The organism is Pelotomaculum sp. PtaB.Bin117, from assembly GCF_002067195.1.
Taxonomy (GTDB): Bacteria; Bacillota; Desulfotomaculia; order Desulfotomaculales; family Pelotomaculaceae; genus Pelotomaculum_D; species Pelotomaculum_D terephthalicicum.
This window is the reverse complement of the sequence record NZ_MVQM01000035.1, coordinates 1-25,332: the sequence shown is the minus strand read 5'-3', so window position 1 is coordinate 25,332 and position 25,332 is coordinate 1. Positions and strand designations below refer to the sequence as shown.

Annotated in this window: 24 protein-coding genes, 3 tRNA genes and 1 CRISPR repeat array; of the genes, 5 read left to right on the top strand and 22 right to left on the bottom strand. The window is 51.0% G+C overall.

What is annotated here, in order from left to right; translation table 11 throughout:
• The 21 genes from A4E54_RS01830 to ispE all read right to left on the bottom strand — a co-directional run bounded on the left by A4E54_RS01830 (position 1) and on the right by ispE (position 17,242).
• A tRNA-Gly gene (locus A4E54_RS01830) sits at positions 1-75 on the bottom strand.
• Positions 76-78: 3 nt separating this feature from the next.
• A tRNA-Glu gene (locus tag A4E54_RS01825) sits at positions 79-154 on the bottom strand.
• Between the two features lie 77 nt (positions 155-231).
• Positions 232-307 (bottom strand) — tRNA-Lys (locus A4E54_RS01820).
• Between the two features lie 69 nt (positions 308-376).
• On the bottom strand, positions 377-1,672 hold the full coding sequence (locus A4E54_RS01815; RefSeq protein ID WP_240084237.1) for an adenylosuccinate synthase: 1,296 nt from the start codon (positions 1,670-1,672) through the stop codon (positions 377-379).
• A 10-nt stretch (positions 1,673-1,682) separates the two neighbouring features.
• Positions 1,683-3,071, bottom strand: a complete 1,389-nt coding sequence (locus tag A4E54_RS01810) for an NAD(P)/FAD-dependent oxidoreductase (RefSeq protein ID WP_240084238.1) — start codon at positions 3,069-3,071, stop codon at positions 1,683-1,685.
• Between the two features lie 208 nt (positions 3,072-3,279).
• Positions 3,280-4,617: a replicative DNA helicase gene (gene dnaB, locus A4E54_RS01805; protein ID WP_240084259.1), complete on the bottom strand. Its 1,338-nt coding sequence runs from the start codon at positions 4,615-4,617 to the stop codon at positions 3,280-3,282.
• Between the two features lie 12 nt (positions 4,618-4,629).
• The gene (lonC, locus tag A4E54_RS01800; protein ID WP_240084239.1) at positions 4,630-6,582 is read right to left on the bottom strand and encodes a Lon family ATP-dependent protease; all 1,953 of its coding nucleotides are present in this window, start codon (positions 6,580-6,582) and stop codon (positions 4,630-4,632) included.
• Positions 6,583-6,614: 32 nt separating this feature from the next.
• Positions 6,615-7,061 carry a 50S ribosomal protein L9 gene (gene rplI, locus A4E54_RS01795; RefSeq protein WP_240084240.1) on the bottom strand — a complete coding sequence of 149 codons (447 nt, stop codon included), beginning with the start codon at positions 7,059-7,061 and terminating at the stop codon, positions 6,615-6,617.
• A gap of 227 nt (positions 7,062-7,288) precedes the next feature.
• On the bottom strand, positions 7,289-8,251 hold the full coding sequence (locus A4E54_RS01790) for a YybS family protein (RefSeq protein ID WP_240084241.1): 963 nt from the start codon (positions 8,249-8,251) through the stop codon (positions 7,289-7,291).
• A 4-nt stretch (positions 8,252-8,255) separates the two neighbouring features.
• On the bottom strand, positions 8,256-8,573 hold the full coding sequence (locus A4E54_RS01785) for a MazG-like family protein (RefSeq protein WP_240084242.1): 318 nt from the start codon (positions 8,571-8,573) through the stop codon (positions 8,256-8,258).
• Positions 8,574-8,748: 175 nt separating this feature from the next.
• Positions 8,749-8,979 carry a 30S ribosomal protein S18 gene (gene rpsR, locus A4E54_RS01780; RefSeq protein WP_240084243.1) on the bottom strand — a complete coding sequence of 77 codons (231 nt, stop codon included), beginning with the start codon at positions 8,977-8,979 and terminating at the stop codon, positions 8,749-8,751.
• 46 nt (positions 8,980-9,025) lie between these two features.
• Positions 9,026-9,421 (bottom strand): single-stranded DNA-binding protein, encoded by a 396-nt coding sequence (locus A4E54_RS01775; RefSeq protein ID WP_286723986.1) that lies wholly within the window; start codon positions 9,419-9,421, stop codon positions 9,026-9,028.
• Between the two features lie 48 nt (positions 9,422-9,469).
• Positions 9,470-9,757 carry a 30S ribosomal protein S6 gene (gene rpsF, locus A4E54_RS01770; protein ID WP_240084245.1) on the bottom strand — a complete coding sequence of 96 codons (288 nt, stop codon included), beginning with the start codon at positions 9,755-9,757 and terminating at the stop codon, positions 9,470-9,472.
• Between the two features lie 151 nt (positions 9,758-9,908).
• Positions 9,909-10,115 (bottom strand): DUF951 domain-containing protein, encoded by a 207-nt coding sequence (locus tag A4E54_RS01765; protein WP_240084246.1) that lies wholly within the window; start codon positions 10,113-10,115, stop codon positions 9,909-9,911.
• Positions 10,116-10,286: 171 nt separating this feature from the next.
• Positions 10,287-11,237, bottom strand: a complete 951-nt coding sequence (locus tag A4E54_RS01760) for a ribose-phosphate diphosphokinase (protein WP_240084247.1) — start codon at positions 11,235-11,237, stop codon at positions 10,287-10,289.
• A 66-nt stretch (positions 11,238-11,303) separates the two neighbouring features.
• Entirely contained in the window at positions 11,304-12,674 is a 1,371-nt protein-coding gene (gene glmU / locus A4E54_RS01755) for a bifunctional UDP-N-acetylglucosamine diphosphorylase/glucosamine-1-phosphate N-acetyltransferase GlmU (protein ID WP_240084248.1), read from the bottom strand.
• Between the two features lie 274 nt (positions 12,675-12,948).
• Positions 12,949-13,203: a septation regulator SpoVG gene (spoVG, locus tag A4E54_RS01750; RefSeq protein ID WP_240084249.1), complete on the bottom strand. Its 255-nt coding sequence runs from the start codon at positions 13,201-13,203 to the stop codon at positions 12,949-12,951.
• Positions 13,204-13,313: 110 nt separating this feature from the next.
• A complete protein-coding gene (gene ilvA, locus A4E54_RS01745) occupies positions 13,314-14,534 on the bottom strand; it encodes a threonine ammonia-lyase (protein WP_240084250.1) in 1,221 nt (406 codons plus the stop codon).
• 184 nt (positions 14,535-14,718) lie between these two features.
• The gene (locus A4E54_RS01740; RefSeq protein ID WP_240084251.1) at positions 14,719-15,492 is read right to left on the bottom strand and encodes a nucleotidyltransferase family protein; all 774 of its coding nucleotides are present in this window, start codon (positions 15,490-15,492) and stop codon (positions 14,719-14,721) included.
• Positions 15,485-16,177, bottom strand: a complete 693-nt coding sequence (locus A4E54_RS01735; RefSeq protein WP_240084252.1) for a GntR family transcriptional regulator — start codon at positions 16,175-16,177, stop codon at positions 15,485-15,487. Before A4E54_RS01735 ends, A4E54_RS01740 begins: the two co-directional genes overlap by 8 nt.
• A gap of 189 nt (positions 16,178-16,366) precedes the next feature.
• Positions 16,367-17,242 carry a 4-(cytidine 5'-diphospho)-2-C-methyl-D-erythritol kinase gene (gene ispE / locus A4E54_RS01730; RefSeq protein ID WP_240084253.1) on the bottom strand — a complete coding sequence of 292 codons (876 nt, stop codon included), beginning with the start codon at positions 17,240-17,242 and terminating at the stop codon, positions 16,367-16,369.
• Between the two features lie 240 nt (positions 17,243-17,482).
• Between ispE and A4E54_RS01725 the strand changes: the two genes are divergently transcribed.
• Both A4E54_RS01725 and A4E54_RS01720 read left to right on the top strand, forming a co-directional pair.
• A complete protein-coding gene (locus A4E54_RS01725; protein ID WP_240084254.1) occupies positions 17,483-18,040 on the top strand; it encodes a L,D-transpeptidase family protein in 558 nt (185 codons plus the stop codon).
• Positions 18,041-18,109: 69 nt separating this feature from the next.
• Positions 18,110-18,835 carry a ZIP family metal transporter gene (locus A4E54_RS01720; protein ID WP_240084255.1) on the top strand — a complete coding sequence of 242 codons (726 nt, stop codon included), beginning with the start codon at positions 18,110-18,112 and terminating at the stop codon, positions 18,833-18,835.
• Here the strand turns inward: A4E54_RS01720 and A4E54_RS01715 are convergent.
• Positions 18,819-19,265 carry a DMT family transporter gene (locus A4E54_RS01715; RefSeq protein WP_240084260.1) on the bottom strand — a complete coding sequence of 149 codons (447 nt, stop codon included), beginning with the start codon at positions 19,263-19,265 and terminating at the stop codon, positions 18,819-18,821. The two genes, A4E54_RS01720 and A4E54_RS01715, sit on opposite strands and share 17 nt — an antisense overlap.
• A 219-nt stretch (positions 19,266-19,484) precedes the next feature.
• On the opposite strand from A4E54_RS01715, the gene sigI reads away from it, so the two are divergent.
• The 3 genes from sigI (at position 19,485) to A4E54_RS01700 (ending at position 22,773) form a co-directional block, all read left to right on the top strand.
• Positions 19,485-20,240, top strand: a complete 756-nt coding sequence (sigI, locus tag A4E54_RS01710; RefSeq protein ID WP_240084256.1) for an RNA polymerase sigma-I factor — start codon at positions 19,485-19,487, stop codon at positions 20,238-20,240.
• The gene (locus tag A4E54_RS01705; protein WP_286723982.1) at positions 20,230-21,534 is read left to right on the top strand and encodes an anti-sigma factor domain-containing protein; all 1,305 of its coding nucleotides are present in this window, start codon (positions 20,230-20,232) and stop codon (positions 21,532-21,534) included. Before sigI ends, A4E54_RS01705 begins: the two co-directional genes overlap by 11 nt.
• Positions 21,535-21,642: 108 nt before the next feature.
• Entirely contained in the window at positions 21,643-22,773 is a 1,131-nt protein-coding gene (locus A4E54_RS01700; protein WP_240084258.1) for a copper amine oxidase N-terminal domain-containing protein, read from the top strand.
• Between the two features lie 113 nt (positions 22,774-22,886).
• Positions 22,887-25,189: direct repeats of the CRISPR family, unit length 30 nt; unit sequence GTTTCAATTCCTTATAGGCAGTCTAAAAAC.
• Positions 25,190-25,332 lie beyond the last annotated feature (143 nt).

The following is a 25,332-nucleotide window of genomic DNA, read 5'->3' as shown; positions in this document are numbered from 1 at the left end:
TGGAGCGGGTGAAGGGGATCGAACCCTCAACCCTCAGCTTGGGAAGCTGATGCTCTACCATTGAGCTACACCCGCTTATGGTGACCCCACCGGGATTCGAACCCGGGTTACCGCCGTGAAAGGGCGGTGTCTTAGGCCGCTTGACCATGGGGCCAATATCGGAAGCCGGAAGTCGGACATCTGAAAACTATTGTTTTCCAACATCCGACAGCAGACATCTGGCATCTGAATTGGTGAGCCATGGTGGACTCGAACCACCGACACCCTGATTAAAAGTCAGGTGCTCTACCGTCTGAGCTAATGGCCCAAAAGCCTTACATTTAGATATGTTACTATAACAGCGGCACAGTGTCAACAGTGAAATAACATTTTCACTTTATCTATAACTGTTATACAGTTCAGCGGTCAATATGGTCTGGCTGCGTTTGCTCCCAACACCGATTAGGCCGATAGGCGCGCCGGCAACCTCACTGATGCGCTCCAGGTACTTCCTGGCATTGACCGGCAGGTCCTCCAGCTTTCCGGCGGTGGTAATATCTTCCCGCCACCCCGGCATTTCCTCATAAACCGGCACACATTCGCCCAATACCTTGAGACTGGCCGGAAAATCTGTTAAAACATCGCCTCTGTACTGATAACCTGTACATATTTTTACCCTTTCCAAACCGCTTAAAACATCAAGTTTGGTAATGGCAAGGTAATCCAGGCCGTTAATACGGACCGCGTAACGGGCGATCACCCCGTCGAACCAGCCGCAGCGGCGCGACCGGCCGGTCGTAGTGCCAAACTCGCCGCCTTTGTCCCGCATAAACGCGCCTACTTCATCATTCAGCTCGGTTGGAAAAGGTCCTTCACCCACCCGGGTGGTATAGGCTTTCATCACGCCAAGCACGCGGTCGATTTTGGTCGGGCCGATGCCCGCGCCGATGCAGGCCGCGCCGGCGGTGGGGTTTGAAGAAGTAACAAAAGGATACGTGCCGTAGTCAAGATCCAACAGCGTTCCCTGCGCCCCTTCAAAAAGTATGTTTTTTCCCTGCTTAAGCGCATCGTTTACAATAACCGGCACATCCGCCACATATTTTCTGAGAGTGTCCGCATAGCCTTTATAGGTTTTTAGCACAGCCTGGCAGTCGACGCCCTCACTGTCGTAAACCCTGGTTAACATGCGGTTCTTGCCTTCCACATTCCTTTCCAGCAAAACCGCCAATTCATCGGGATCGATCAAGTCAATCATCCTGATCCCTATACGCGCGGACTTATCCATATAAGCCGGGCCGATCCCGCGGCTGGTCGTTCCAATTTTATTCTTCCCCTTGCTTGCTTCCTCCGCCTGATCCTGGAGCTGGTGGTAGGGGAAAATGACGTGAGCGCGCTGGCTGATCTTTAAATTGGCCGCGCTAATCCCGCTGCTTTCCAATGTTTCCAACTCTTTAATCAACACCGCCGGGTCAATCACCACACCACTGCCGATAATGCAGGTTTTATCCCCGTAAAGAATACCTGACGGGATTAAATGAAGCTTATAGAGTTTGTCGTCAACAACCACCGTGTGCCCGGCGTTGTTGCCCCCCTGATAACGCACAATCACATCAGCTTTTTCAGCCAGGAAATCAGTAACCTTCCCTTTACCTTCATCCCCCCACTGAGTGCCGATAAGAACAACAGTAGACATTGGCAACCCCCTAAATCCGATTTATTATTTCCCTCGCCGCCAGAACTCCAGCCGCTGAAGCCTGGGCCAATCCTCTGGTTATACCGGCCCCGTCCCCGGCGGCAAAAAGATTCTTCACCTCAGTTTCAAGGCAGTTGGACAGTGCCAGGCGGGAAGAATAAAACTTAACCTCGACACCGTACAGCAGCGTATAGCGCGAGTAAACTCCCGGCGCAATCTGGTTGAGCGCCTTTAGCATCTCCACGATCCCCATCAAGTGGCGATAAGGAAATACCAGGCTCAAATCGCCGGGGGTCGCTTCGGCCAGCGTCGGCATTGTCATGCACTTGGCCAGCCTATCCCTGGTAGACCGGCGGCCGGCCACCAGATCGCCCAAACTCTGAATAATGACACCGCCTCCCAGCAGATTGGCCAAACTGGAAATATATCTGCCGTAAGCAATCGGCTCTTTAAACGGCTGGGTGAAGTTCTTGCTGACCAGCACGGCAAAATTTGTGTTCTCGGTTTTATTAAAAGCATGGCTATGGCCGTTTACCGTCACCAGCCCGCCGTTATTTTCCAGAACCACTTCCCCATTCGGGTTCATACAAAAGGTTCGCACTCTATCGCTAAACGTTTTAGAATAATATAATAATTTGACTTCATAAAAAATGCGGGTGAGGTGCTCCATTACCGCGGCGGGCAGTTCCACCCGCACACCGATGTCCACCGGATTCACCGACATCTGCAAGCCAAGCTGCTGCGCCTCCCGCTTCAGCCAATCCGCGCCTTCCCGGCCCGGCGCCAGAATTACGCACCGGGCATGGTAAACCTCGCCGTCCCGAGTGACAACCCCCTGGACGACCTGATCTTTTACCAATACTTCCTCAACTTGGCAGGAGGTCAGCACATCCACGCCCCGGTCAACGAGAAATTCCTTCATTCTCTCTAGTATTTCCCCGGTGCGGCCGGTGCCCATGTGCCTGATCCGGACCGGCAGCAGCTTCAATTCAGAAAGCACCGCGCGCCGCTGCATATCCTGGATCTCTTCCTCATGCTCCATGCCGAATACCTGCTCAGGCGCTCCAAAACGGAGATACTCCCGGTCGATATAATCAATTAAATCCGCCAGCTTCTTTTCTCCGGTATACATTCCCAGGCTGCCGCCCACCTCTGTGGACAGGGTCAGCTTGCCGTCGCTGAAGGCGCCGGCTCCCCCCCAGCCGCAGACAGTGGAGCAAGGCTGGCATTTGAAGCAGGCGGCGTTTCGCTCGCGGGCGATACAAACGCGCTTCTCAATTTCCCGGCCCTTTTCAATAATTAATATTTTCAGGCCGGTTTTCGCCTGAACAAGTTCAAGGGCGGCGAATATACCGGCCGGCCCCGCTCCGACAATGATTATATCATACTGTTTAACCAAAAAACTTCCCCCATATGTTTCCATACCGTTAATCATGCATTTATCGTTTTCCAGCCGACATAAAAATAACCCAAACAACAAACATTTACCAGTTGCTATTTGAGTCTTCCGCATTTTGCCAGGGCTGAAATTGGCTTGGTATCCTTTCCGGTCAACATAAATATTTTAATGAACAATGTCCCCGGTGTCAATAAAATAATAGCGGATATTACGGCTGGTAATCACCGGCGTTTTTCAACAAGGGCACAAACTTGGTCAACTCTTTGAGAAAACCCAGTTCAACTGTTCCGACCGGGCCGTTGCGGTGTTTTGAGATAATAATTTCCGCAATCCCCTTTTTCTCCGAATCAGGATTATAATATTCATCCCGGTAAATAAACATTACCAGGTCGGCGTCTTGTTCCAGCGCGCCTGACTCTCTCAAATCGGACATAATCGGGCGCTTGTCCTGCCGCTGCTCCACCGCGCGGCTGAGCTGCGCCAGGGCCATGACCGGCACGTTCAACTCTTTGGCCAAGCCTTTCAGGGCGCGGGAGATATCCGCGATTTCCTGCTGGCGGTTTTCCGAACGGCGGGTGCCCTGCATCAGCTGAAGATAATCGATAATAATCAGGCCCAACCCTTTTTCCACCTGGAGCTGCCGCGCCTTGGCACGGATCTGCCTGGTAGTGATGGCGGGCGTGTCATCTATATATATGGGCGCCTTGGCCAGCCTGCCGGCAACCTCGTGCAGGGCCTGCCAGTCTCCCTCCTCAAGCGAACCGCTGCGCAGGCGTTGCTGGTCGATCTTGGCCTCCGCGCAGAGGATGCGCTGAACCAGCTGCTCCTTGGACATTTCCAGGCTGAAGATAGCCGCCGGAACATTATGCTTTAAGGCGGCGCTGTAACCTATGCACAAGCCCAGGCTGGTTTTGCCCATGCTGGGCCGGCCGGCCAGAATAATCAGGTCACTGGGCTGCAGCCCGTGGCATATTTTATCCAGGTCGCCGAAAGAGGTAGGCACACCGGTAACGCTGCCCCGGTTGTTATAAAGAAATTCCATATGGGTCAAAGCATCCAGCAGAATGTCCTTGATTGAAAAAAAGGCGCCTGTCACGCGGCTGCTGCCCAGTTCCATGATCATCCGCTCAGCCTCGGCGATCAGCTTTTCCGGCTCCTCGCTCTCCTCGTAGCCCATGCCGGCGATCCGGGTGGAAAGCTGAATCAAAGTGCGCAGCAGGGACTTTTCCTGGACAATGCGCGCGTAATACTCCACATTAGCGGCAATAGGGGCCATCTCCGCCAGCGAGGCGATATAAGCCACGCCGCCGGATTTCTCCAGGCTCCCCTGCTGCCGGAGTTGTTCCGACACGGTAATCAAGTCAACCGGGCTGCTGTTCTCATTTAACGCAAGCATGGCCTCGTAAATCAACCTGTGGTCTTCCCGGTAAAAGTCTTCGGGCCGGACCAGTTTCATGGCTTTATAAACAGCTTCCCGGTCAAGAAGAATAGCGCCAAGCACGGACTGCTCGGCGTCAATGTTCTGAGGGGGTACTTTTTCCAACAATGGGCTCACCTACTAACTGACTAAAACATCAATATCCGCGGATTGGAAAACATAACTCATCATCTCTTCCACAGAATTAACCGGGATCACCCGGATTCCCTTTAAATCCGCTGGGATATCTTTTTTATTTTCGTAAGGAACCAGAACGGTTTTGATACCCGCCTGCCTGGCGCCGTATATTTTTTCAAAAACGCCGCCCACCGCGCGTACTTTACCCTGGATGGACACTTCACCGGTTACAGCTACGTCCTGAGGTATGGAACGGCACTGGATCGCGCTCAAGACAGCCAGGAAAATGGCCGCGCCCGCGGATGGACCGTCAATCCGGCCGCCTCCCACCACATTAACATGCACGTCATAATTTGCCAGATCCTCACCCGTCAACTTGCGGATCACTGAAGCAGCGTTAAAAACCGAATCCTTGGCCATACTGCCGGCGGTATCATTGAACCGGATAGCTCCCTGTCCTTGATTGCGGGCGGGGAAAGCCACCGCTTCGATCTCCAGCACTGAACCCAGAAAACCCAGCACGCCCAGGCCGAAAAGCTTTCCCACCTCCCGCTGAGAGGAGGCCTTGCGGGTCACATGCGGGCTGAGCCGGCTAACCTGTACCACCTCCAGGACATCCTCAATGGTTATCACCGGGAGAGCGCCATCCTGCTCGCTGCGGTAGCAGGCTAATCCAAAAGCGTCGGCCAGGATGTTAATAGCCTTGCGGCCCTCAATCGTATACTCGCCGATTATTTCCGGGACCTGCCCGTCCATCTCCACATTCAGCTTGACAGCCGCTTGTTTTAGGATCTCCTGAATGTCTTTGGGCGTAAGCGGCTCAAAATAAATTTCCGCGCAGCGGGAACGAATAGCCGGGTTAAGATCAAGCGGGTCGCGCGTGGTGGCGCCGATGAAGATAAAATCGGCGGGCGCCCCTTCTTCAAAAATCTTTCTTATATATTGAGGTATGCTGTTTTCATGCGCGTCATAATACGATGATTCAAAAAAGACCCTTTTATCTTCAAGTACTTTCAGCAGCTTATTTTGCAGAATGGGATCCATTTCACCAATTTCATCAATAAAGAGCACACCGCCGTGGGCATCGGTAACCAGACCCAGTTTTGGCTCGGGTATGCCGGTATCAGCCAGGTCCCGCCTGGCCCCCTGGTAAATTGGATCGTGCACCGAGCCGAGGAGCGGGTTGGTTACTTCACGCGGGTCCCAGCGCAGGGTCGTCCCGTTGACTTCCACAAAAGGCGCGTCCTTGGCAAAAGGCGTTTTTTTCGCCCGTTTCGCCGCTTCCAGCGCCAGGCGGGCGGCCGTCGTCTTGCCCACGCCGGGCGGCCCGTATAAAATAACATGCTGCGGATAAGGAGAGGACAGCTTGGCCAACAACGCCTTAATTGCCCGGTCCTGACCGACAATTTCCCCAAAAGAAGCCGGTCGTAAAAAATCCATCGCCGAACTGGACAAATTTTTCTGCTCCAGCTTTTCCAGCACAGCCAGCTTTTTTAACGTCTGGGCATTTTCAGGCCCGGCATTATCCTTAAGCACTTGTATTTTTATTTCTTTAATGTAATCTTCATGTTTCTGCTGGAGTCTTTCACTAACCTTTCTTTCCAGTTGATCCTCCACTGTCCGGCGGGCAATGCTGTCAGCGATTTCTTCCTCAATCTGCTCCAGAATTGGCGGGATGTCCGCCAGCGCAGGCGGGTTTTCGTAAGTCGGATCATCAAATACCAGTTTCTGGAGGGCAAGCACTCTCTCTTCTAACTTTTCAGAGCGCATTAACTGCAGCGCCTCCAGTTTGCCTGCGCGCAAAACCAGCTTGTCCGAACCGTACAGGTTGGCCAAAAGGTCATACAGCACATTTACCTGGCGTTTTAACTGGGCGTACCTTTTATGTCTGCCTTTCAGTTTACTGGTGGTGTCTTTTTTGGAAACCCCGATACACTTTTCGAGGAATGCTTTCATCTTCTGCTCCTTCCCGATCTGGCTATGAAGTATTACTCCCCAACCACTTCCACCATAATTTCAGCCTGGACAACAGGATGCAGCTTGGCTGTCACCGGGTAACTCCCCAGTTGTTTAATCGGCTCTTTGATTACAAGTTTCTTTTTATCCAGTTTGATTTTGTGCTGGTCGGCCAGAGCATCGGCAACATCCTTATTATTGACCGACCCGAAGAGTTTGCCCGCTTCGCCGGTTTTAGTTTTAACAACAACGGTAAGGTTGTTCAAACTCTCCGCCAGTTCCCTGGCCGCCTGCTCGATCTTCCGCTCTTTAACTTCGGTGGCCTGCCTGCGGTGGGCCATCTCCTTCAGCCTCCCTTGAGAAGCCTCGCCGGCCAATCCGCGGGGAAACAGGTAATTTCTGGCGTACCCTTCGGCAACATTGAGCACATCTCCGCGCTTACCCTGACCAGCCACATCTTTTAGCAAAATAACTTTCATCTCGCGCCTCCCCGTAAGTTGGTCTCAATAAGGAAAGGGGACACACCTCTCTTTAAAGCTTGGCTTTGGGGCCGAGGAATGTCCCCTAATTTTGAAAGGGGTCACACCTCTATTTAAAGCTTGGCTTTAGGGTCGAGGAATGTCCCCTAATTTTGAAAGGGGTCACACCTCTCTTTATAGAGCTGACTTTAGGGTCGAGGAATGTCCCCAACGAATGCTGAACGAGTTCACTTCAGGTCCGGCAACCGCCGGAAATTAATCAAGGGGTCAGTTGCCCCCAACAACAACAATACCGTAATGCTAAAGGGAAGGTAAGAAAAAGACAGAAACAAAAAAATTATTTTCAGCGGCAGCGCCAGTTTAATCTTCCGGTAATAGAAAACTGCCACTGATAATCCCATAAACAGGTACAGGCTTAACAGAACAAATAAAATGTTTTTTCCCGCCTTCGCCAGCAACGGACTAAACTGGTCACCCAGCAAGATAAACCCCAGGCCGGCGATCAACCCCCAAATACTATACCACGGCAAATACATGGTGGAAAATAAAGGAGCCGGAGGAATCTTGAACTGCAGACGCTCCAGAACTATCCTCGCCAGAATGTATGTCAGCGCGGCGGAAATTGCCGATGAGACAACAATCTGACCGGGAATATACAATTCATAAATACTGATCAGATATTCATTAAAATCCGCCTGTCTTTCCGGATGCATATTTTCGAATGCCTGCATTTGCTGGTTCATGGCCATCCACTGCTGCTCCAGCAAACGGCGTTCTTCCTGTCCCAGCGCCAGAGGGTTTTCACCGGTCAGGGCATACATCAGCGCCACCGACGCCACCGTCAGCGCTACCGCCGCCGAAAGGGCGGCAGCAAGACTCTTGCCTGAAGAAACATAATTCTTGAAAAGCATCCCGTACACTATTCCCAGAAGTCCGTAACGAATGATCATGACCAGCGCCGCCGCCGGCTCCTGTCCGGCAAAGAGCATTACAAAGCCGGCCGTGGCCAGCCCCAGAACACCGTACCTGGCATCAAGGCGTAACACCAAAAGTATTGCCGGAAGCGGCATAAAGACTACCGCCGGAAAATAAAATAAAGGTAAAAAAACACCTGCCAGACCGGTAACAGCGATAAGAGCGGTATAAGCAACCCATTCCAACAGGCCCCCGGTTTTTTCGCCGGCTGCCAAGGGATCACCTCTTTTTGTCAACCAGGTAATTTAACAAGTTGGAAATATCTCCGTACCATCTTTCCACTTCGTGGTTCTCATCAATACCCTGGCGCAGTTTGGCTTCGATCTTCAAATCGAGGCGGGGAAAGCTGATCCCCAGCCGCCTGCCCAGGATATAACAGGTGATCACCAAGCTGGCCAGCGCGTCGAGGATCAGCTCCTCACTGCCCCTGAGCATCGATTTAAAAAGTGCTGCAAGGGAGGTGAGCAGGTCGGCTTTTAACCACTCGATAATCTTGATATTCTTGGCGATACCGCCCTCCTGGCCGCCTGTAATCATTTTATGTCCTCCCGGCATGAAACAGATAAAATCTGCATAGCAACAATAGCTTCTTATATTCTATGCAGCTAGTTTTTTTTCCTCCCTCGCTCCGCAACGAATCAGCTGTTATTTGTTCCCCTATTTGTTGCGTGGTTAGCAATAAGTAAGGGGAGCTTATCGGCTCCCCATGTTGTCATTCCGCTGTATAAGGCAGAAGGGCGATATAACGGGCCCTTTTTATCGCCGTCGTCAGCAGCCGCTGATGCTTGGCGCAGTTGCCGGATATCCGCCTAGGCAGGATTTTCCCCCGCTCGGTAACGTACTTTTTAAGACGCGGCACATCCTTATAATCAATGGCCGCCATTTTTTCCACACAAAAGCTGCAGATCCGCTTTTTGCCCCTGCGGCCTCTTTCACGTTTCAATAAAATACCTCCTTATGCCGGCGCCTGAATAACAGCCGCCTGTTTTTTAAAACGGAATATCATCTTCGTTAAACCCAATCTCGCTGCCGTAACCCTGATTCTCACCGGCAACCGCCCCGGCTTCTTTAGCACGGTCGAGAAAACGCACATTGTCGGCGACTACTTCGGCAGCTTTCCTGCGAACGCCCTGGTTGTCTTCATAAGAGCGCACATGCAGTCTGCCTTCGACCGCTACCAGCCTGCCCTTGCCGAGATAGTTGGCACAAGTTTCGGCCAATTTCTGCCAAACAACAATATCAATAAAGTCTGTTTCTTTTTCCCGATCTTTCGAAACGCGCCGGTCAACCGCCAGGGTAAACTTCGCCACGGCAATTCCGCTCGTGGTATAACGCAGATCAGGCTCTTTGGTCAGCCTGCCGATTAAGACGATTCTATTCAGCATATTTTCACCGTCCCGGTCTTTCTAACCCCGGCTAACGCGGAGTTGACTTTATTCTTCTTCGCGGACAATGATATGCCTAAGCACTTCATCCGTAATCTTAAACACACGGTCAAGCTCAGAGGATACTTTTGATTCAGCGTTAATATGGAATATAACGTAAAAGCCTTCCCTGAAGTCTTTCACCTCAAAGGCCAGCCTGCGCTTACCCCACTTATCCACTTTAAGTACCTCGCCGCCTTGGCTCTCAACCAAGTCTTTGAATTTATCAATGACCGCCGTGTTTTTATCATCGTCCAGATCAGGACGGATAACAAAGACTACCTCGTACTTGCGCAAACCATTCACCTCCTCCCCATGGACTGTGGCCCTACAGCAAAGTAGAGCAGGGTGGAACGTCAAAACCCATATTTTGACGTGTAAATTATAGCACAGTGCTATTAAATTGACAAGAATAAACGGTGTTAGACACACGTCGCTATATTCGCTATTACTCGCTCTTAGCGGCGTCCGGCGCCGGACGCACAACTTCCTTTACCGATTTTTCAAATTTGGGGCGGGGCAGCAGCAATACTCTCCCACACTTCAAACATTTTATCCGGAAATCTACTCCTGTGCGCATTATCTCCCACAGGTCACTGCCGCACGGATGCGCTTTTCTGGTTTTGATTACATCGCCGACCGAAAATTTTTGCAAACCCTAAACCTCCCCGGCACTTAAATATAATTTGATATAATGCTGCTATATGGCAACTCCTCGAAGAACTGCACAAACCATTAAAGTCCGAATATTCAATAAATGATAAATAATAATATTATAGCGCAAGATTTAAAAAACTATCTTACGCTATTTATCAATAGTTTCACGCTATTTGTCAAACAGTTTGCTTACTGAAAGATCCTCGTGGATTCTGATGATTGCCTCGCCTAACAGCGGCGCCACAGAAAGAATCTTAATTTTGTCAATCAACTTTTCTTTCGGCACCGGTATGGTGTTGGTAATCACCACTTCTTTGATCGGCGATTCCGCCAGCCGATCGAGCGCCGGGCCGGATAAAACACCGTGGGTGCAACAGACATATATATCATTGACGCCCCATTTTTTCAAGGCGGCGGCGCCCAGGGTTATCGTGCCGGCCGTGTCGATGATGTCGTCGACCATGATCACAGTCTTACCGTGGATGGCGCCGATTATATTGGTAATTTCCACCATATTGGGCTCCGGCCGGCGTTTGTCGATAATGGCGATGGGCGCGCCGATACGCTCGGCTAAGTCCCTGGCGCGGGTAACCCCGCCCAGATCGGGCGACACCACTACAACATTATCCAATTTAGCCTGCATAAAATATTCAGCCAGGATCGGCACTCCCGGCAAATGATCCACCGGTATGTCAAAAAAGCCCTGGATTTGACCGGCGTGCAGGTCCATCGTGAGAACCCGCCTGGCCCCGCTGGCGGTGAGTATATTGGCAACCAGCTTCGAGGTAATGGGATCGCGCGCCCTTGTTTTCCTGTCCTGCCGCGCATACCCGTAGTAAGGCATCACTGCCGTAATGCGCCTGGCGGAGGCTCTCCTGACGGCATCGATCATGATCAGAAGCTCCATCAGGTTTTCATTAACCGGTGTGCTGGTGGGCTGGATCACAAAAACATCCGCCCCCCTGACACTCTCATCAATCCTGACCTGCACTTCCCCGTCACTGAAATGCGTAACTTCCGACGCCCCGATAGTAACGCCAAGGTACTGGCAAATTTCCTCCGCCAGTTCAGTGTTGGCGTTGCCGGTGAAAATCTTTAGATTTTTATAACGCGATGTCATCCAGCCAGACCCCCAAATCTTTTATCAAGGATTTTAAATATTACCAATCTTTAGCTAAATTTTTAGCTAATCTTTTATTTTCTTCCTATCGGCCCAGTTTTTTATGACTATTTGCTTCGCTCTCTCAACACCCAGCGCGCCGGGGGCTACATCCTTGGTAATCGTAGAACCCGCGCCTGTTACGGCCTGTCCCCCCACTTCCACCGGCGCCACCAGATTGGTGTTGCTGCCGATAAAAGCCCCGTCGCCGATACGTGTCGTCCATTTTTGGCGGCCGTCGTAGTTGCAGGTGATAGTACCCGCTCCAACGTTAACTTTTTTGCCGACCACGGCGTCACCCACGTAGCTTAAATGAGGAACCTTGCTGCCATCCCCGATGACTGACTTCTTTATCTCCACGAAATCGCCCACCTTGACGGTTCGCCCCAGGGTGGTTTCGGGCCGCAGGTAGGCGTAAGGACCGATATTGCAATTATCCCCAATATCGCTATCCAAAACAATTGAATTCTGGATGGAGACACCGTTACCCACAGCGGCGTCAACCAGACGTGAGCCGGGGCCGATCACACAGTCCTCGCCAATCACGGTTTCACCTTCGATGATAGTAAAGGGGTGGATCACTGTGTCACGCCCCACCCGCGCCTTCCGGCTCACAAAAGTTGAGAGCGGGTCAATAACTGTCACCCCTGCTCTCATCAATTCATTCAGCACCCGCCTGCGCATGTATTGTTCCACTTCAGCCAGCTGCACGCGGTCGTTAATGCCTGTCATCTCCATGTGGTTTTTCAGGACAACAGCCCCGACAGTCCGCCCGTTTTTCGCATATATATCGATAATGTCGGTAAGATAATATTCACCTTGGGCATTCGCGGGAGTAATCCGCGCCAGAGTGTCAAAAAGTCCGGCTCCCTCGAAGCAATAAACTCCGGTGTTCACTTCACGGACCAGTATCTCATCTGCGGACGCGTCTTTTTGTTCCACAATTTTTAACACCCGGCCCTGTTCGTCCCGGATCACCCGCCCATAACCCGCCGGGTTCTCCATCTCGGCGGTCAATACCGTGGCCGCCGCTCCCATGGACCGGTGCTTTTCAACTAATTCAGCCAGGGTTCCCGCTTCGATTAGGGGAGTGTCGCCGCACAGCACAAGCAGACAGCCTGAAAAATCTTTCAACAGAGGACCGGCCTGCGCCAGCGCGTGGGCCGTGCCAAGCTGCTCCGCCTGAAGAACCACTTCAGCCCTGCCGTCAACCTCACGGGCTACCTGGTCCGCTCCGAAGCCCGCGACAACGACCATCTTTTGCACACCCGCTCCCGCCGCCGCGTCAACAACACACGACAGCATCGCGCTGCCGCATACTGTATGCAATACTTTGGGCAGTTTCGACTTCATCCTCGTACCTTTACCCGCAGCTAAAATCACTGCCGCCAGTTCCATCCGGCGACCCCCTTTTATCAAGAATTCAGCAGTCAGCAGTCAGTAGTCAGAATACTTCGAAACAATTTACTGTTCTCTCTTCCAACTATTGACTACTGAATAGTCACAAGTACCTTTGTAAACGAAACCACTCAGTTAATTTGCAAAGTTATTACATAGACCATTCTACCCAAAAATCATTCTACAAAAAAATTTTATTTCCTTTCATCAAGGAGAAAAAAAGAGAGCTTACGCCCTCATTATCATAAAGTTGAAAAATTCAAGATATTCTAAACTAAATAACTTCCCCGTATGCGTTTAATACCGCTGTTTGAATCAACTCGCGAGCTGAAGATGTAATCGGGTGTGCGATATCGCGAAACTCCCCATCCGGAGTCTTCCGGCTCGGCATTGCCACGAATAAACCATTGTGCCCTTCTACCACTTTGACATCGTGAATGACAAATGAATCATCTAAAGTTACCGATACAATCGCCTTCATTTTCCCTTCCATCAATACTTTGCGCACTCTAACGTCGGTAACTTCCATGATATCACCACCTCTCCCCACAGTTAGTTAACGTATCACCCGGTTATATTTTCTACAACTACAGGCAAATTCCTCCTGTTTTTAATTAATTTAAAGAAATTTTCCCTGATTTATGAAAATATTTCCGGCATGTAACCAGCTGCCGCCAAGCAGGCGATCACTTGTTCAATATGTTCTTTGTTTCTCGTTTCCAAAGAAAGTTCCACTTCAGCTTGCTTTAAAGGAATCCCCTGCTTGATCCGGTCATGGCTGACAGAAATGACGTTGGCGCGGGCTTCCGCCACCACTGAGAGCAATTTCAGGAGACTGCCCGGCCTGTCCGTTAATATAGTGCGCAGCCGGACATACCGGCCGGTTTTGGCCAAACCACGCTCAATAATAATTGACAGTATGTTCACATCAATATTGCCGCCGCTTAAAATAACAGCCGTTTTAACATTTTCCAGCGCGATTTTCTTGTGAATCAGCGCCGCCAACCCCACCGCGCCGGCGCCCTCCACCACAATCTTGGCTCTTTCCAGCAGCATTAAAATCGCGCTGGCGATTTCTTCATCGTCCACGACAGCGAATTCGTCCACATAACGTTTAATCAAAGCGAAAGTATTTTTACCAGGTTCTTGGACGGCGATGCCGTCCGCGAAGGTACCCGCGCCCTTGACTTTGTGCAGGCGGCCTTCTTTATAGGAACAGTGCATTGCCGGCGCGCCCCCGGCCTGTACGCCGATCACCCGCACCGAAGGCTTGATCTCCTTCAGAGCAAAGGCGATGCCGGCGAGCAGACCGCCTCCGCCAGCCGGCACCAGCACCGCCTCGACACCGGGCAGCTCTTCCAGCAGTTCGAGGGCGATGGTCGCCTGGCCGGCGATCACATCCGGATCATTAAAGCCGTGCACGAAAACAGCGCCGCTTTTGCCTTGCAATTTTCTGGCCAACCGGTAAGCTTCATCATACCCGCCGCCGGCCAGAATCACTTCCGCGCCGTATCCCTGCGTAGCCACAACCTTGGAAATCGGCGCGCCCGCAGGCATTACCACGGTGCAGCGGATACCTGCCACGGCGGCGGCATAAGCCACGCCCTGGGCGTGATTCCCGGCGGAAGCGGCAATAACGCCCAGGTCCCGTTCCGCCTTGCCCAGGCTCATCACTTTGTTGTAAGCTCCCCGTATTTTAAAAGAACCTGTCTTCTGCATGTTTTCAAGTTTCAGATAGACAGAGTTGCCGGTTACTTTGCTGAAGGTGGTGGAGTAGTCCAACGGTGTGCGCCGGGCTATTCCGACCAGCCGGTCCCGGGCGAGGCGGATCTTTTCCATGGACAGCCGTTCAGCCGCCATATCATGAATTAACTCCCTTCCTGGATAAACACGTGTTATTATCGGCGTTGGCAGTCCGCCGGTTTCGCACCGCAGTTCGGTTACCCTCGCTTCGCCGGGTGCTGTTACCGACGCTCCGTAAAGTCGTTCGCTCTATGCACACGCCATGCCTTCATTGGCGGGTTTATTGTATGCTTACGCGCCGTTAGACCGCCCGGCGCGGCGGGCAATCACCCAGAAACCGCCCGGCCAACTCCAGGTCGCCGGGTTTATCAACGTCCACGCCTATTTCGGGATACTTTGAAACAACCACTTCTCCCTTAACCCCCAGCAATTCGGAAGCCCTCTTACACACGTCCTCAATGTCAAGAATACGCAGCAAATACTTAAGCACAAAAGAGAAACCGATCAAGCGGCAGAGCCGCAAAGGACTCTTGCGCAGCCCGAAAATTCTTTTTCCGTTCTGAATGCACCGACCGAAAACCGCGGGATTAAACAGAAAAATATTCCCCCCCGTGAATACTCCTTCTTTTAATGCGACATATGTACGCCGGGTGGAAGCAAAACGCTTTTCCACAACTTCTTTTGGTATGATCGGATAATAAACATCACCGGCCATATCCCCGCAAAGCTCGATAAAGTCGTCGACCGAACCGGGGGTCAGCATAGGTATGTCCGAAGTGACCAGAAGCACTCTCTTTTCGCCGGGCAACAGGTTCAGCCCGGCCCCGATATTTTCCATGATCCCGCCGGCCGCACCGGTCAGCGTCACTCTCGTTTCACTCAGCAGCGGGGACAGTTCTTTCACCGGGCCAACCACCACAACCCGGTTGATCCGCCGGGCGCCGAGCAGCGCTTCCACCACGTATTCAACCATGACCTTTGGGCCTACCGGTATCAACGCCTCATAGTCAACCGGGCTGTACTCCCGCAAAGGGCCGTTATTCAGGCTCCCGCCCAGAACCACGGCGTTAATCATTACTTTCTTCTTCCTTTCTGACTGCGTTTAATAGAATCTGCTCAGCGTTCTCAATATGTTCCCTCGCCAGCAGCCTGGCTTGCTCCACGTCGCGGTCAGATATGGCTTCGACAATTTTTTTATGCTCGTCCAGGGCGAACTTGGTCCGGCCCGGCTGAGATAAAGACGTCATTCTGAAACGCTGGATCTGCTCCCGGAGGTGCGTGATAATCTGCTCCAACTGCTGGTTGCGGGAGGCCCGGTAAATAATATCGTGAAAAGCCGTGTCTCCTTCGACGACAGCATTGAGGTTGTCACCTGATTGAGATTCTCTGATTTGCACCAGGGAACGTTCCAACTGGTCCAGTTCCTCTTCAGTGATCCGCTCCGCCGCCAACCCCGCCGCCATGCCCTCCAAAGCCGCCCGCACTTCAAAAACATCCGCGATGTCTTTGAGGGTGATGGCAGCCACATACGCGCCCTTGCGGGGAACCATTACCACAAAACCGTCCAGCTCCAATTTTCTGATTGCTTCCCGGACCGGTGTGCGGCTTACTCCCATTTCCTCGGCCAGCTGCACTTCCATCAAACGTTCTCCGGGCTTAAGACGTCCCAGCAGAATCGCTTCCCGCAGAGATTCGAAAACCAACTCCCGCAGAGGCTTATAATTATCCAGAATGATCGGTACTAATCTAGGTTCCCCCATATTGCCCCTCCTAATGAATATGTATGGTGTAAAAATATCTGCCAGGTAGTCAGAAGTCAAGAGTCAGGAGTCAGAATCCAGAATAATAAAACCTTCTTTTTTATTATGACTACTGATTACTTACACTTATTGTAACCTCTCTCCGCCTATTGCTGCAAGTATACCCTGCGGCAACTATATGTATAATTTTTACACAAAAGACTGATTGCTATCCGGGTTAAATGTCTCGGTTGCCAGCACCCGCTCACCGCGGTTTTCATAGCGCGCGGCCACCGCGCGGGCCTCCTCAAGGCAGGCGGCCACCCCGAAAACAGTCGGGCCGCTGCCTGACATGAGCACTCCCAGGGCCCCCGCCTCCAGCAACCTATTTTTTATGGCAGCGATTTCCGGGTGCATGGATATTGTGGCTGTTTCCAGCACGTTGGCAAGGTTTTGGATAATACCGTCAATATTTTTATCCTTGACAGCCTTGATCATGGCGGCAGTTTCCGGCCTTTTGACCGCCGGGAACGAATCATAGGCATGGTAGACCGAAGCGGTTGAAACACCGAAAGGCGGCTTTACCAGCACCAGACCCATGCGGGGACACGGGGAAAGCGATTCAAGCCGTTCTCCCCTGCCACCAGCCAGGGCTGTCCCGCCAAGCAGGCAAAAAGGCACGTCGGAACCCAGCTTTTCTCCCAATAACAAGAGTTCCCGCAGGGGGAGGCGAATCCCCCAGATATCATTCAAAGCCGACAGAGTGGCCGCGGCATCCGCCGACCCCCCGCCCAGGCCGGCCGCCACCGGGATGTTTTTATTCAGCTTAATGCTTATCCCGCGTGTGCCACCGGCGCGTCCCCGCATTAAAAGAGCCGCCCTGTAGACCAGATTATCCGCGCCGGAAGAAACCTCCCCGCCCGCCACCGTGAGTGAAACGCCCTCCTCCCGTGGCGCGAATTCCAGGCAGTCGCTCAGTTCAATCGACTGCATTACCGTTTCCACCTGGTGATAGCCGTCCGGCCGCTTCCCCAGCACATCAAGAGTCAGGTTGATTTTAGCCCGCGCGTAAACCCTGATCGCCATATTCACATCCCCAATAACATATTCTAAAATACAATCAATATTTTTGCGGCTGGAGCCGTCCGCCGGTTCAGCCGCTCAACCCTAATTATACCTGAGCACAACCAATCACAGCAATTCTTTCATAAAATTAAGTTAATGACCATTCACGTATTCAGGAGTCAGCAGTCAGTAATTAGCAGTCAAACTCCTGACTCCTGCTCTTAAGCAGTACAAAAAATATATACAAACGGAGGGTGTAATATGAAAAGCTCGACTAAATCTTACGGCAGTCACATTTCTATCAACCTGGCCACCCGGCGGCTGACTTATTACGAGAGGGAACGCTTAATAAAAATTTATCCCGTCGGCGTCGGCAAACCGTCAACCCCGACACCGACCGGGAATTACATGGTGGTTGTAAAAATAATGCACCCGGGAGGAATGCTGGGGAGCCGCTGGATGGGTTTATCCGTTCAGCACGGGAATTACGGCATCCACGGCACAAACAATCCGTCTTCAATTGGCGGCTACGTGTCAAACGGCTGCATCCGCATGTACAACCAGGATGTTGAGGAGCTTTTTCCAAAGGTTCAGATCGGCACACCGGTAAATATTTCCTCCGGCGCAAATGAACCGGGGCCAAATAATGTTCATAACAACGCACAAAACCCGACAACCAACCATACCGTCCAAGCGGGAGAAACACTTTGGGAAATAGCTGAACGATACGGCAAAACACTTAATCAGATCCTCGCGGCCAACCAAATAAACAACCCCGACGTGATCTACCCCGGCCAGCAAATTATCATCCCTGGTTAAGGCATACCGCCGTCCCTTTTCTAATACAATCGGTTTATAGGGAAAAATATATTGAAGGCGGGTAAAATATTGGATGGTATCGTTCTGCAGGGACTGATCGCCGGCCTTGGAACATGCCTCGGAGCATTGCTCGTAATCACACTCGGACGGATGCGGCCGGGCACCCTTTCTCTTATGCTCGGCCTGGCCTCCGGGATAATGACCGCCGTAATCATCTTCGACCTGCTGCCGTCCTCCCTTCGCTACGGCAGCCCCATAGCGGCTCTGGCCGGTTTTATGGGAGGAATCACCCTCATGCTGGCGCTGGACCTGGGAATCAACATATTTGCCCCCGCTGCCCTGCAAGGAAGAGACTACTTGAAAATGGGCTACCTGATCGCCACCGGGATCGCCCTGCACGATCTTCCCGAAGGGCTGGCCATCGCCGCCGGCTTCGCGACAGCCGAGAAGCTGGGGCCGCTTCTGGTCCTGGCTATCGGCCTGCACAACATCCCGGAAGGAATGGCGACGGCGGCCCCGCTGCGCCACGGGGGGTTAAGCGCGGGGCGGGTGCTGGCAATCAATATCTTGATCAGCCTGATCACGCCGGTCGGCACCTTCTTCGGGCTGGCCCTGTTGGAAAGCTCCCGCTCCTTCATCGGCCCGCTGCTGGCTTTTGCCGCGGGCGCCATGACCTATATCGTGCTTGGGGAACTTGCCCCCGAGTCCCGCCGCAACAGCAGGCCGCTGGCCTACCTGGGCATGCTTTTCGGGCTGAGCCTGATCCTCATGCTGAGTTTCATTGTTTCAGGATAAGCCAGGCGCCTCCCGCCATCAGCAGCGTTCCCAAAACATTCCACAGGCTGAAGGGGATCTTTTCCATCCCGAACAGCCCAAAATGGTCAACCAAGCCCGCCGTAAAAACCTGCCCGACAATGATCGCCGTGGTGGCGGGCGCTACCCCGACTTTCGGCATGGTGCTGACCACCCCGTACACAATCAAAACCCCCAGTATACCGCCGAGGTAAGTATACCAGGGCGCCTGGGGAAATTTTGCCAGGCAGCCGTCACCCAAACGGCATATAAACAACAAAACAGTAACAAGCAGAAGCCCGACCAGGTGAACGATAAAAGTTGCTTCCCATAGCCCGATTACTTTGCCCAGGGCGGAATTAACAGACCCCTGGATGGCCATGATAATCCCGGCCAAGGCCGCTATAGCCAGGGGTAAAATCTCCGGTGTCATGCTCATTTCCCCTTCGCCGGCTCATTTTTCTGTTGCATCTATTTATTTTCTTCCGTCCGGCCGGCGGTTATTCTGCCAACTTGATCCTTTTGACCGCCTGCCGGAACATGTTCATTCAATACAGGGGCCTCTTATATTATCCTCACTTTCCTTACGTCAGCCTGCTTTATTAATAAGTAAAACGATCCGATAAACTTTACAGGGAAAAAAACAAAAGGAGTGGGAGATATTTTTTTCAAAAGATTCACGGACGCACCAGGTGATCTCGACATCCTTTTAAGCAGGGCAAGAAACGGTGACGGCGACGCCAGGGAAAAACTAATAGAAGGGTGCCGGAGATTTATAGAAAAAAAAGTTGCCCGCCAAACTTATAACTCCCTGGATCTAAAAAGCAGGGACGAATACAGTATCGGGCTGATTGCTTTCAATGAAGCAATCGATAAATTTGACCCCGGCCATAACCGCGCTTTCCTTTCTTTCGCCGGTGATGTGATCAAAATGCGGATTATAGATTACTACAGAAAGAATAAAGCTGAGGCTAACTGCCTCCCCCTCTCCGCTTTTGAATGTTCGGAAGAGATTTCTTACGGCCGTCCGGCGGCCGGCGCTTTGGATCCGGTTGGGGAAAGGGTGGAGCGGGAATGCGACCTGGCTTCCTTTTTAGACAGTTTAAAAGAATTTAAAATAAGCCTGGACGATCTGGTTAAAAACACCCCCAAGCACCGGGACTCACGCCTGCTGTCAATCAAGGTCGCCCGGATTATCGCCGGTGATCCTGAACTAATGGGCGATTTATATAAAAAAAAGACAATTCCTTTAAGAAAAGTGCTCGATAAAATTAAAATTAACCCCAAAACCGTGGAAAGGCACCGAAAATATATTATAACAATATGCCTGGTGCTCACCGGCAACATGGAAACCCTGAAAGGATACATCGAGCAGACCGAAAAAGGAGGTGGAGACGATGGTTTATGAGGGTACGGTGATCACTCTGAAAAAACGTTCCGCCGTGGTTATGACCGGCGATTGCCAGTTTAAAGAAATAAAGAGGACACCCGCCACGCTCAGCGGTTTCAAGGTCCGTTTCACCGACGAGGACCTTTTCCAACCGGCCGTAAAAGCCCCTCTGCGCTTTGCCGCCGTCGCCGCCTCCCTGCTGGTTTGCTTTGTGCTGGCCTATTCACTTCTCCAGGGCATTGCCGGCGCGCGAACATTTGCCTACATCGGCCTGGAAGTGAACCCCGCCCTGGAAATATCCCTTGATCAGGAAATGATGGCTATTAAAGTAACCGGCCTCAACGAGGACGGCCGGGAAGTGGCCAAGGGACTGAGAATACAAGGGCAAGACGCCGGTGAGGCGGTCCAAACCGTGCTTGCCGCCTGCGCGGCAAGCGGTTACCTCAACAGTGAGCATAACCAGGTGCTCATGGCAACCACTTTTTCCGTAAAAAATGACAAACAGCAGGAGGAACTGGACTACCGTATTTGGATAGCGGCCCGACAGGCTGTGGCCGCGAACCAGGGCGAGGCCTCCGTACACATTTTAAACGCTGATCCCGCATTAAGAAAGCAAGCTGTGAAACAAGGCGTGTCCGCCGGGCGCTACCTGCTCTGGCAAGACGCCCAAAGCAGCGGCTCCACATGCGATCTTGACAGCCCGCTCTCCAGCCCGGCTTTCAGCCGTTCAGCCGGCAGACTGTCGCTTCCCTTTACTGAAAGCGACAGTGCCGTCCCCGGCCCGGCTCTTCATTCCATACCTAGTGAACGGACCGAGCAGGCCCCCTCCTCCCCTTCTCCCGGCGTCGGGACGGCCCCGGGTAACCCCGGCAACGCATTCAAAGACAGAGTCACCACGCCGGGCGCGGGTAAGGACGCAGACAACGTTAAAGTCACCGACAGCGGCAAGCCGGATAATAATACGGGAGACGCCAGTCCGGCAAATTCCGGCGAAGCGAAAAAAACAAACAACGGTTCCGACAATTCAATTTCCGGCCAGTCGCCCCTTGGCGGCGTTAAAGACAACAAGTATGAAAATGCCGCTAAACCGGCAAACAACGCTCAGCCGGCAGAGAACTCCACTGATAAGGTTAAGGACAACAGCACCGGCAATGTACATTCCAGATCTCAGGAAGTCAAAGCCGGCAGTGCAGGCGGCAACAGCGGCTCGGGTTCTGTCGGACGCAGTTCGAACGGCAACAATTCCGGCTCGGGCGGTAACAGCTCCGGTTCGGGCGGCGGCTCAGGCGGAAAAGGAGGCGGCAAAAAGTAAAGAATTGTTTTTCATACCCCTAAAAAAATTTCTTTCTCCCGAAGATAAAGTAAAAGAAAACCTGCTTTCCGGAAAGGCAGGTTTTAATATCAGACGGAGGTGTACTTCATGAAAAGGTTAAAACAAGGGCTTATTTTGTTAGTTGCAATCGGGTTGTTATGCATTTCGCCGGTGACATTCAACCAGGCGGCCGCTGATATTCCCCCGGACAGCGTTTTATATGCAAAGGGAGGCAACAGCCACGGCGGCTCAAACTCCGGGGCAGGCCCAAATTCAAGCTCAAGTTCCAAATCCAACGCATCACAGAACCAAACTCAAACCGCCGAGCAAGTCCAAACCAGGAAAAACACCCCGGACAAAGTCAACGGCCAGCATTCAAACCGGATAATGGAAAACGCCCGGGGCACTTTAAAACAAATCCAGGAGCAGACCGCGACAGGGGATAGATGGCAAGAAATGCGGGGACAACTCAGCCAGGTCAAGGAGCAGTACAAATCGCGGCAGGTAACCAGGGAAGAGGCCAAGGCGCTGCTCAACGAAAGTCTCACGCTGGCCGAAGAGCAGCAGAACCTTGAAGAACAGGAAAACTGCCTGGAAGATCTGGCAGAAATCGATCCGGCCGATCAGGAGACTTACAAAAAACTGGGCGCCACCTACCGGATGCGGGGAAGACAAGGTGTAAAGGTATTTTCCAACGGGACTGAGATCAAGTTTGACGTCCCCCCGGTCATCAAGGAAGGCCGCACCCTGATCCCGGTCAGGGCGCTCACCGAAGGTTTCGGGGCAACTGTGGACTATGACGCCGAGAACCAGACAGTTACCGTCACCAAGGGAGAAACCACCATCGTCCTCACCCTCGGGCAGAACGTCGCCCTTGTCAACGGCCAGGAAGTGACCCTGGACGCCAAGGCGGAATTAAACAATTCCCGGACCATTGTCCCCTTGAGATTCATCGCGGAAACATTCAAGCTGAATGTAGACAACCCTGATGAAGATATCGTCACTGTAAACGACCCTGCAACGGACACTACCACCGAAGACAATACCGGGGACACTTCGGAAAGCGGTACTGATACTACCACAGACACCACTACAGACAGCACCGATACAACAGACGATACCACGGACAGCACTACGGACAACACAACTTCGGATACCACTACCGGAGACACTTCGGAGAACGATACCAATACTACCACAGAGCCAACAACGGAAAGTACCGAAACAACCACGGATTGAAGTACTACTCAAAATACTGGGACAAGCCAACAATAATACACAAAAAGACTGCCTGGCGCGCTGAAAATGCTCCGGCAGTCTTATTATAATACGACCAGTTTGATTCCGTGCAGGTTTCAATTCCTTATAGGCAGTCTAAAAGTAAGAATATAGGTGGAAATATCACCTATAGTTAGTTTCAATTCCTTATAGGCAGTCTAAAAACGGAGGGATACGCGCAGATTGCCACCTACCCGCCCGACGTGTTTCAATTCCTTATAGGCAGTCTAAAAACACAGATTTAATGCGTCGGAGTACGATGGCAACCCGTGTTTCAATTCCTTATAGGCAGTCTAAAAACTTGATCTGTTTGGGCGTGCCATGTACCCAGGTTACATGTTTCAATTCCTTATAGGCAGTCTAAAAACGTCGCCATACCCAGGAGATTGAACGCGAGGCCGATCGTTTCAATTCCTTATAGGCAGTCTAAAAACTCCACCTCCTCCCGCGCCCACGCGCGCACGTATATAAGTTTCAATTCCTTATAGGCAGTCTAAAAACTTGGTGATCGTGAATACGGCTACGCCCTGGGAGTTAGTGTTTCAATTCCTTATAGGCAGTCTAAAAACACAGCGATGCAATTATGATTATGGCCCGGACTAGAAAGTTTCAATTCCTTATAGGCAGTCTAAAAACCTTTACCGACCGTGAGAGAGGTTTTGGGAATGAGAGTTTCAATTCCTTATAGGCAGTCTAAAAACCGTAATACGACGGTACGCCGCGAGAATCCTGGGCCATGTTTCAATTCCTTATAGGCAGTCTAAAAACATGTGCTCCAGGCGGACAGACAACAGGATAATATAGAGTTTCAATTCCTTATAGGCAGTCTAAAAACCATAGTTCTGCACTCGAAGCTTCGCCCTTTTCACGGCGGTTTCAATTCCTTATAGGCAGTCTAAAAACGCGTAATCAGTGAAAATAGTTGGTATTGTTGATGAGGGTTTCAATTCCTTATAGGCAGTCTAAAAACATGGCACTCCGGCTGACGATACCGTTATAAGTGTTAATTGTTTCAATTCCTTATAGGCAGTCTAAAAACGCGCCAAACCAGCGCACTCTTTCCGCAAGTAAATGGTTTCAATTCCTTATAGGCAGTCTAAAAACCTACATCAGCCTCATAAGGCTGGCCAGACCAGGGGGGTTTCAATTCCTTATAGGCAGTCTAAAAACCGAAAACTGGAAATCCGGGGGCTGCTGGAGAGTGACAAGTTTCAATTCCTTATAGGCAGTCTAAAAACCTTCCCGGTTTCATAAACAAGATGCCGGAAAACGTGTTTCAATTCCTTATAGGCAGTCTAAAAACGATGGAGCTTAAGCAATTGCTGACATTGCCAACCCCAGGTTTCAATTCCTTATAGGCAGTCTAAAAACTTGTGCAGTCATCATTTTTTACTTTCTGTGCATATTATGTTTCAATTCCTTATAGGCAGTCTAAAAACTCATGCGTATGGGACGATAGTCCTATAAAATTAGGACGTTTCAATTCCTTATAGGCAGTCTAAAAACGCAAAGTGACATACCGGGGCTTGGCGGTGGCTGACGGGTTTCAATTCCTTATAGGCAGTCTAAAAACGTTCGCCATTTACAGTCATGATATTACTACCGATGGTGTTTCAATTCCTTATAGGCAGTCTAAAAACGTTTTGCTACTGTGACGCAAGCGCAAACCGAAAAGGGTTTCAATTCCTTATAGGCAGTCTAAAAACATGCTCTCTTGCTTGCTCAATGGTTGCTTTTATGGTGGTTTCAATTCCTTATAGGCAGTCTAAAAACTCTATTTCTTTAGTGTTTTGTTCTGTTTTTAACATTGTTTCAATTCCTTATAGGCAGTCTAAAAACTAAAACAAAGGAGGATTTTAAATGTTAGAGTTTACCGAGTTTCAATTCCTTATAGGCAGTCTAAAAACTATGGATAATTTTATTTATCATTTCTCTATAACCGTCATGTTTCAATTCCTTATAGGCAGTCTAAAAACGGTAATAATGCAGTAATTGCACACAATTCTAATGCAGGTTTCAATTCCTTATAGGCAGTCTAAAAACCTGTTTGTAGTTCTTTAGCAGTAATCCCGATGCTTTCGTTTCAATTCCTTATAGGCAGTCTAAAAACGTTTTTAGCTTCAATGTACTCCCGGCCGCGTAATGGTTGTTTCAATTCCTTATAGGCAGTCTAAAAACTCTTCGGTCATGTTTGCCGCATTGATGGTGATATTGAGTTTCAATTCCTTATAGGCAGTCTAAAAACTGTTTTACGCTTCTTCTTAACCGTGTCTTCCGGGAGTTTCAATTCCTTATAGGCAGTCTAAAAACTTCCTCCTTGTATTATTAAGTTTTATTTAGGATATTTGTTTCAATTCCTTATAGGCAGTCTAAAAACCATCCTATTTAAAATTTTAGTTTTAATGCATATTACGCTGAGAAAAAACACCTAAACCGCCGAAGTTGAACACTTAGACCGTTTTAATTGAACAGTCTCTCCGCAGAAACTGTACATTGATAGCCAAATAACCACATGGTATA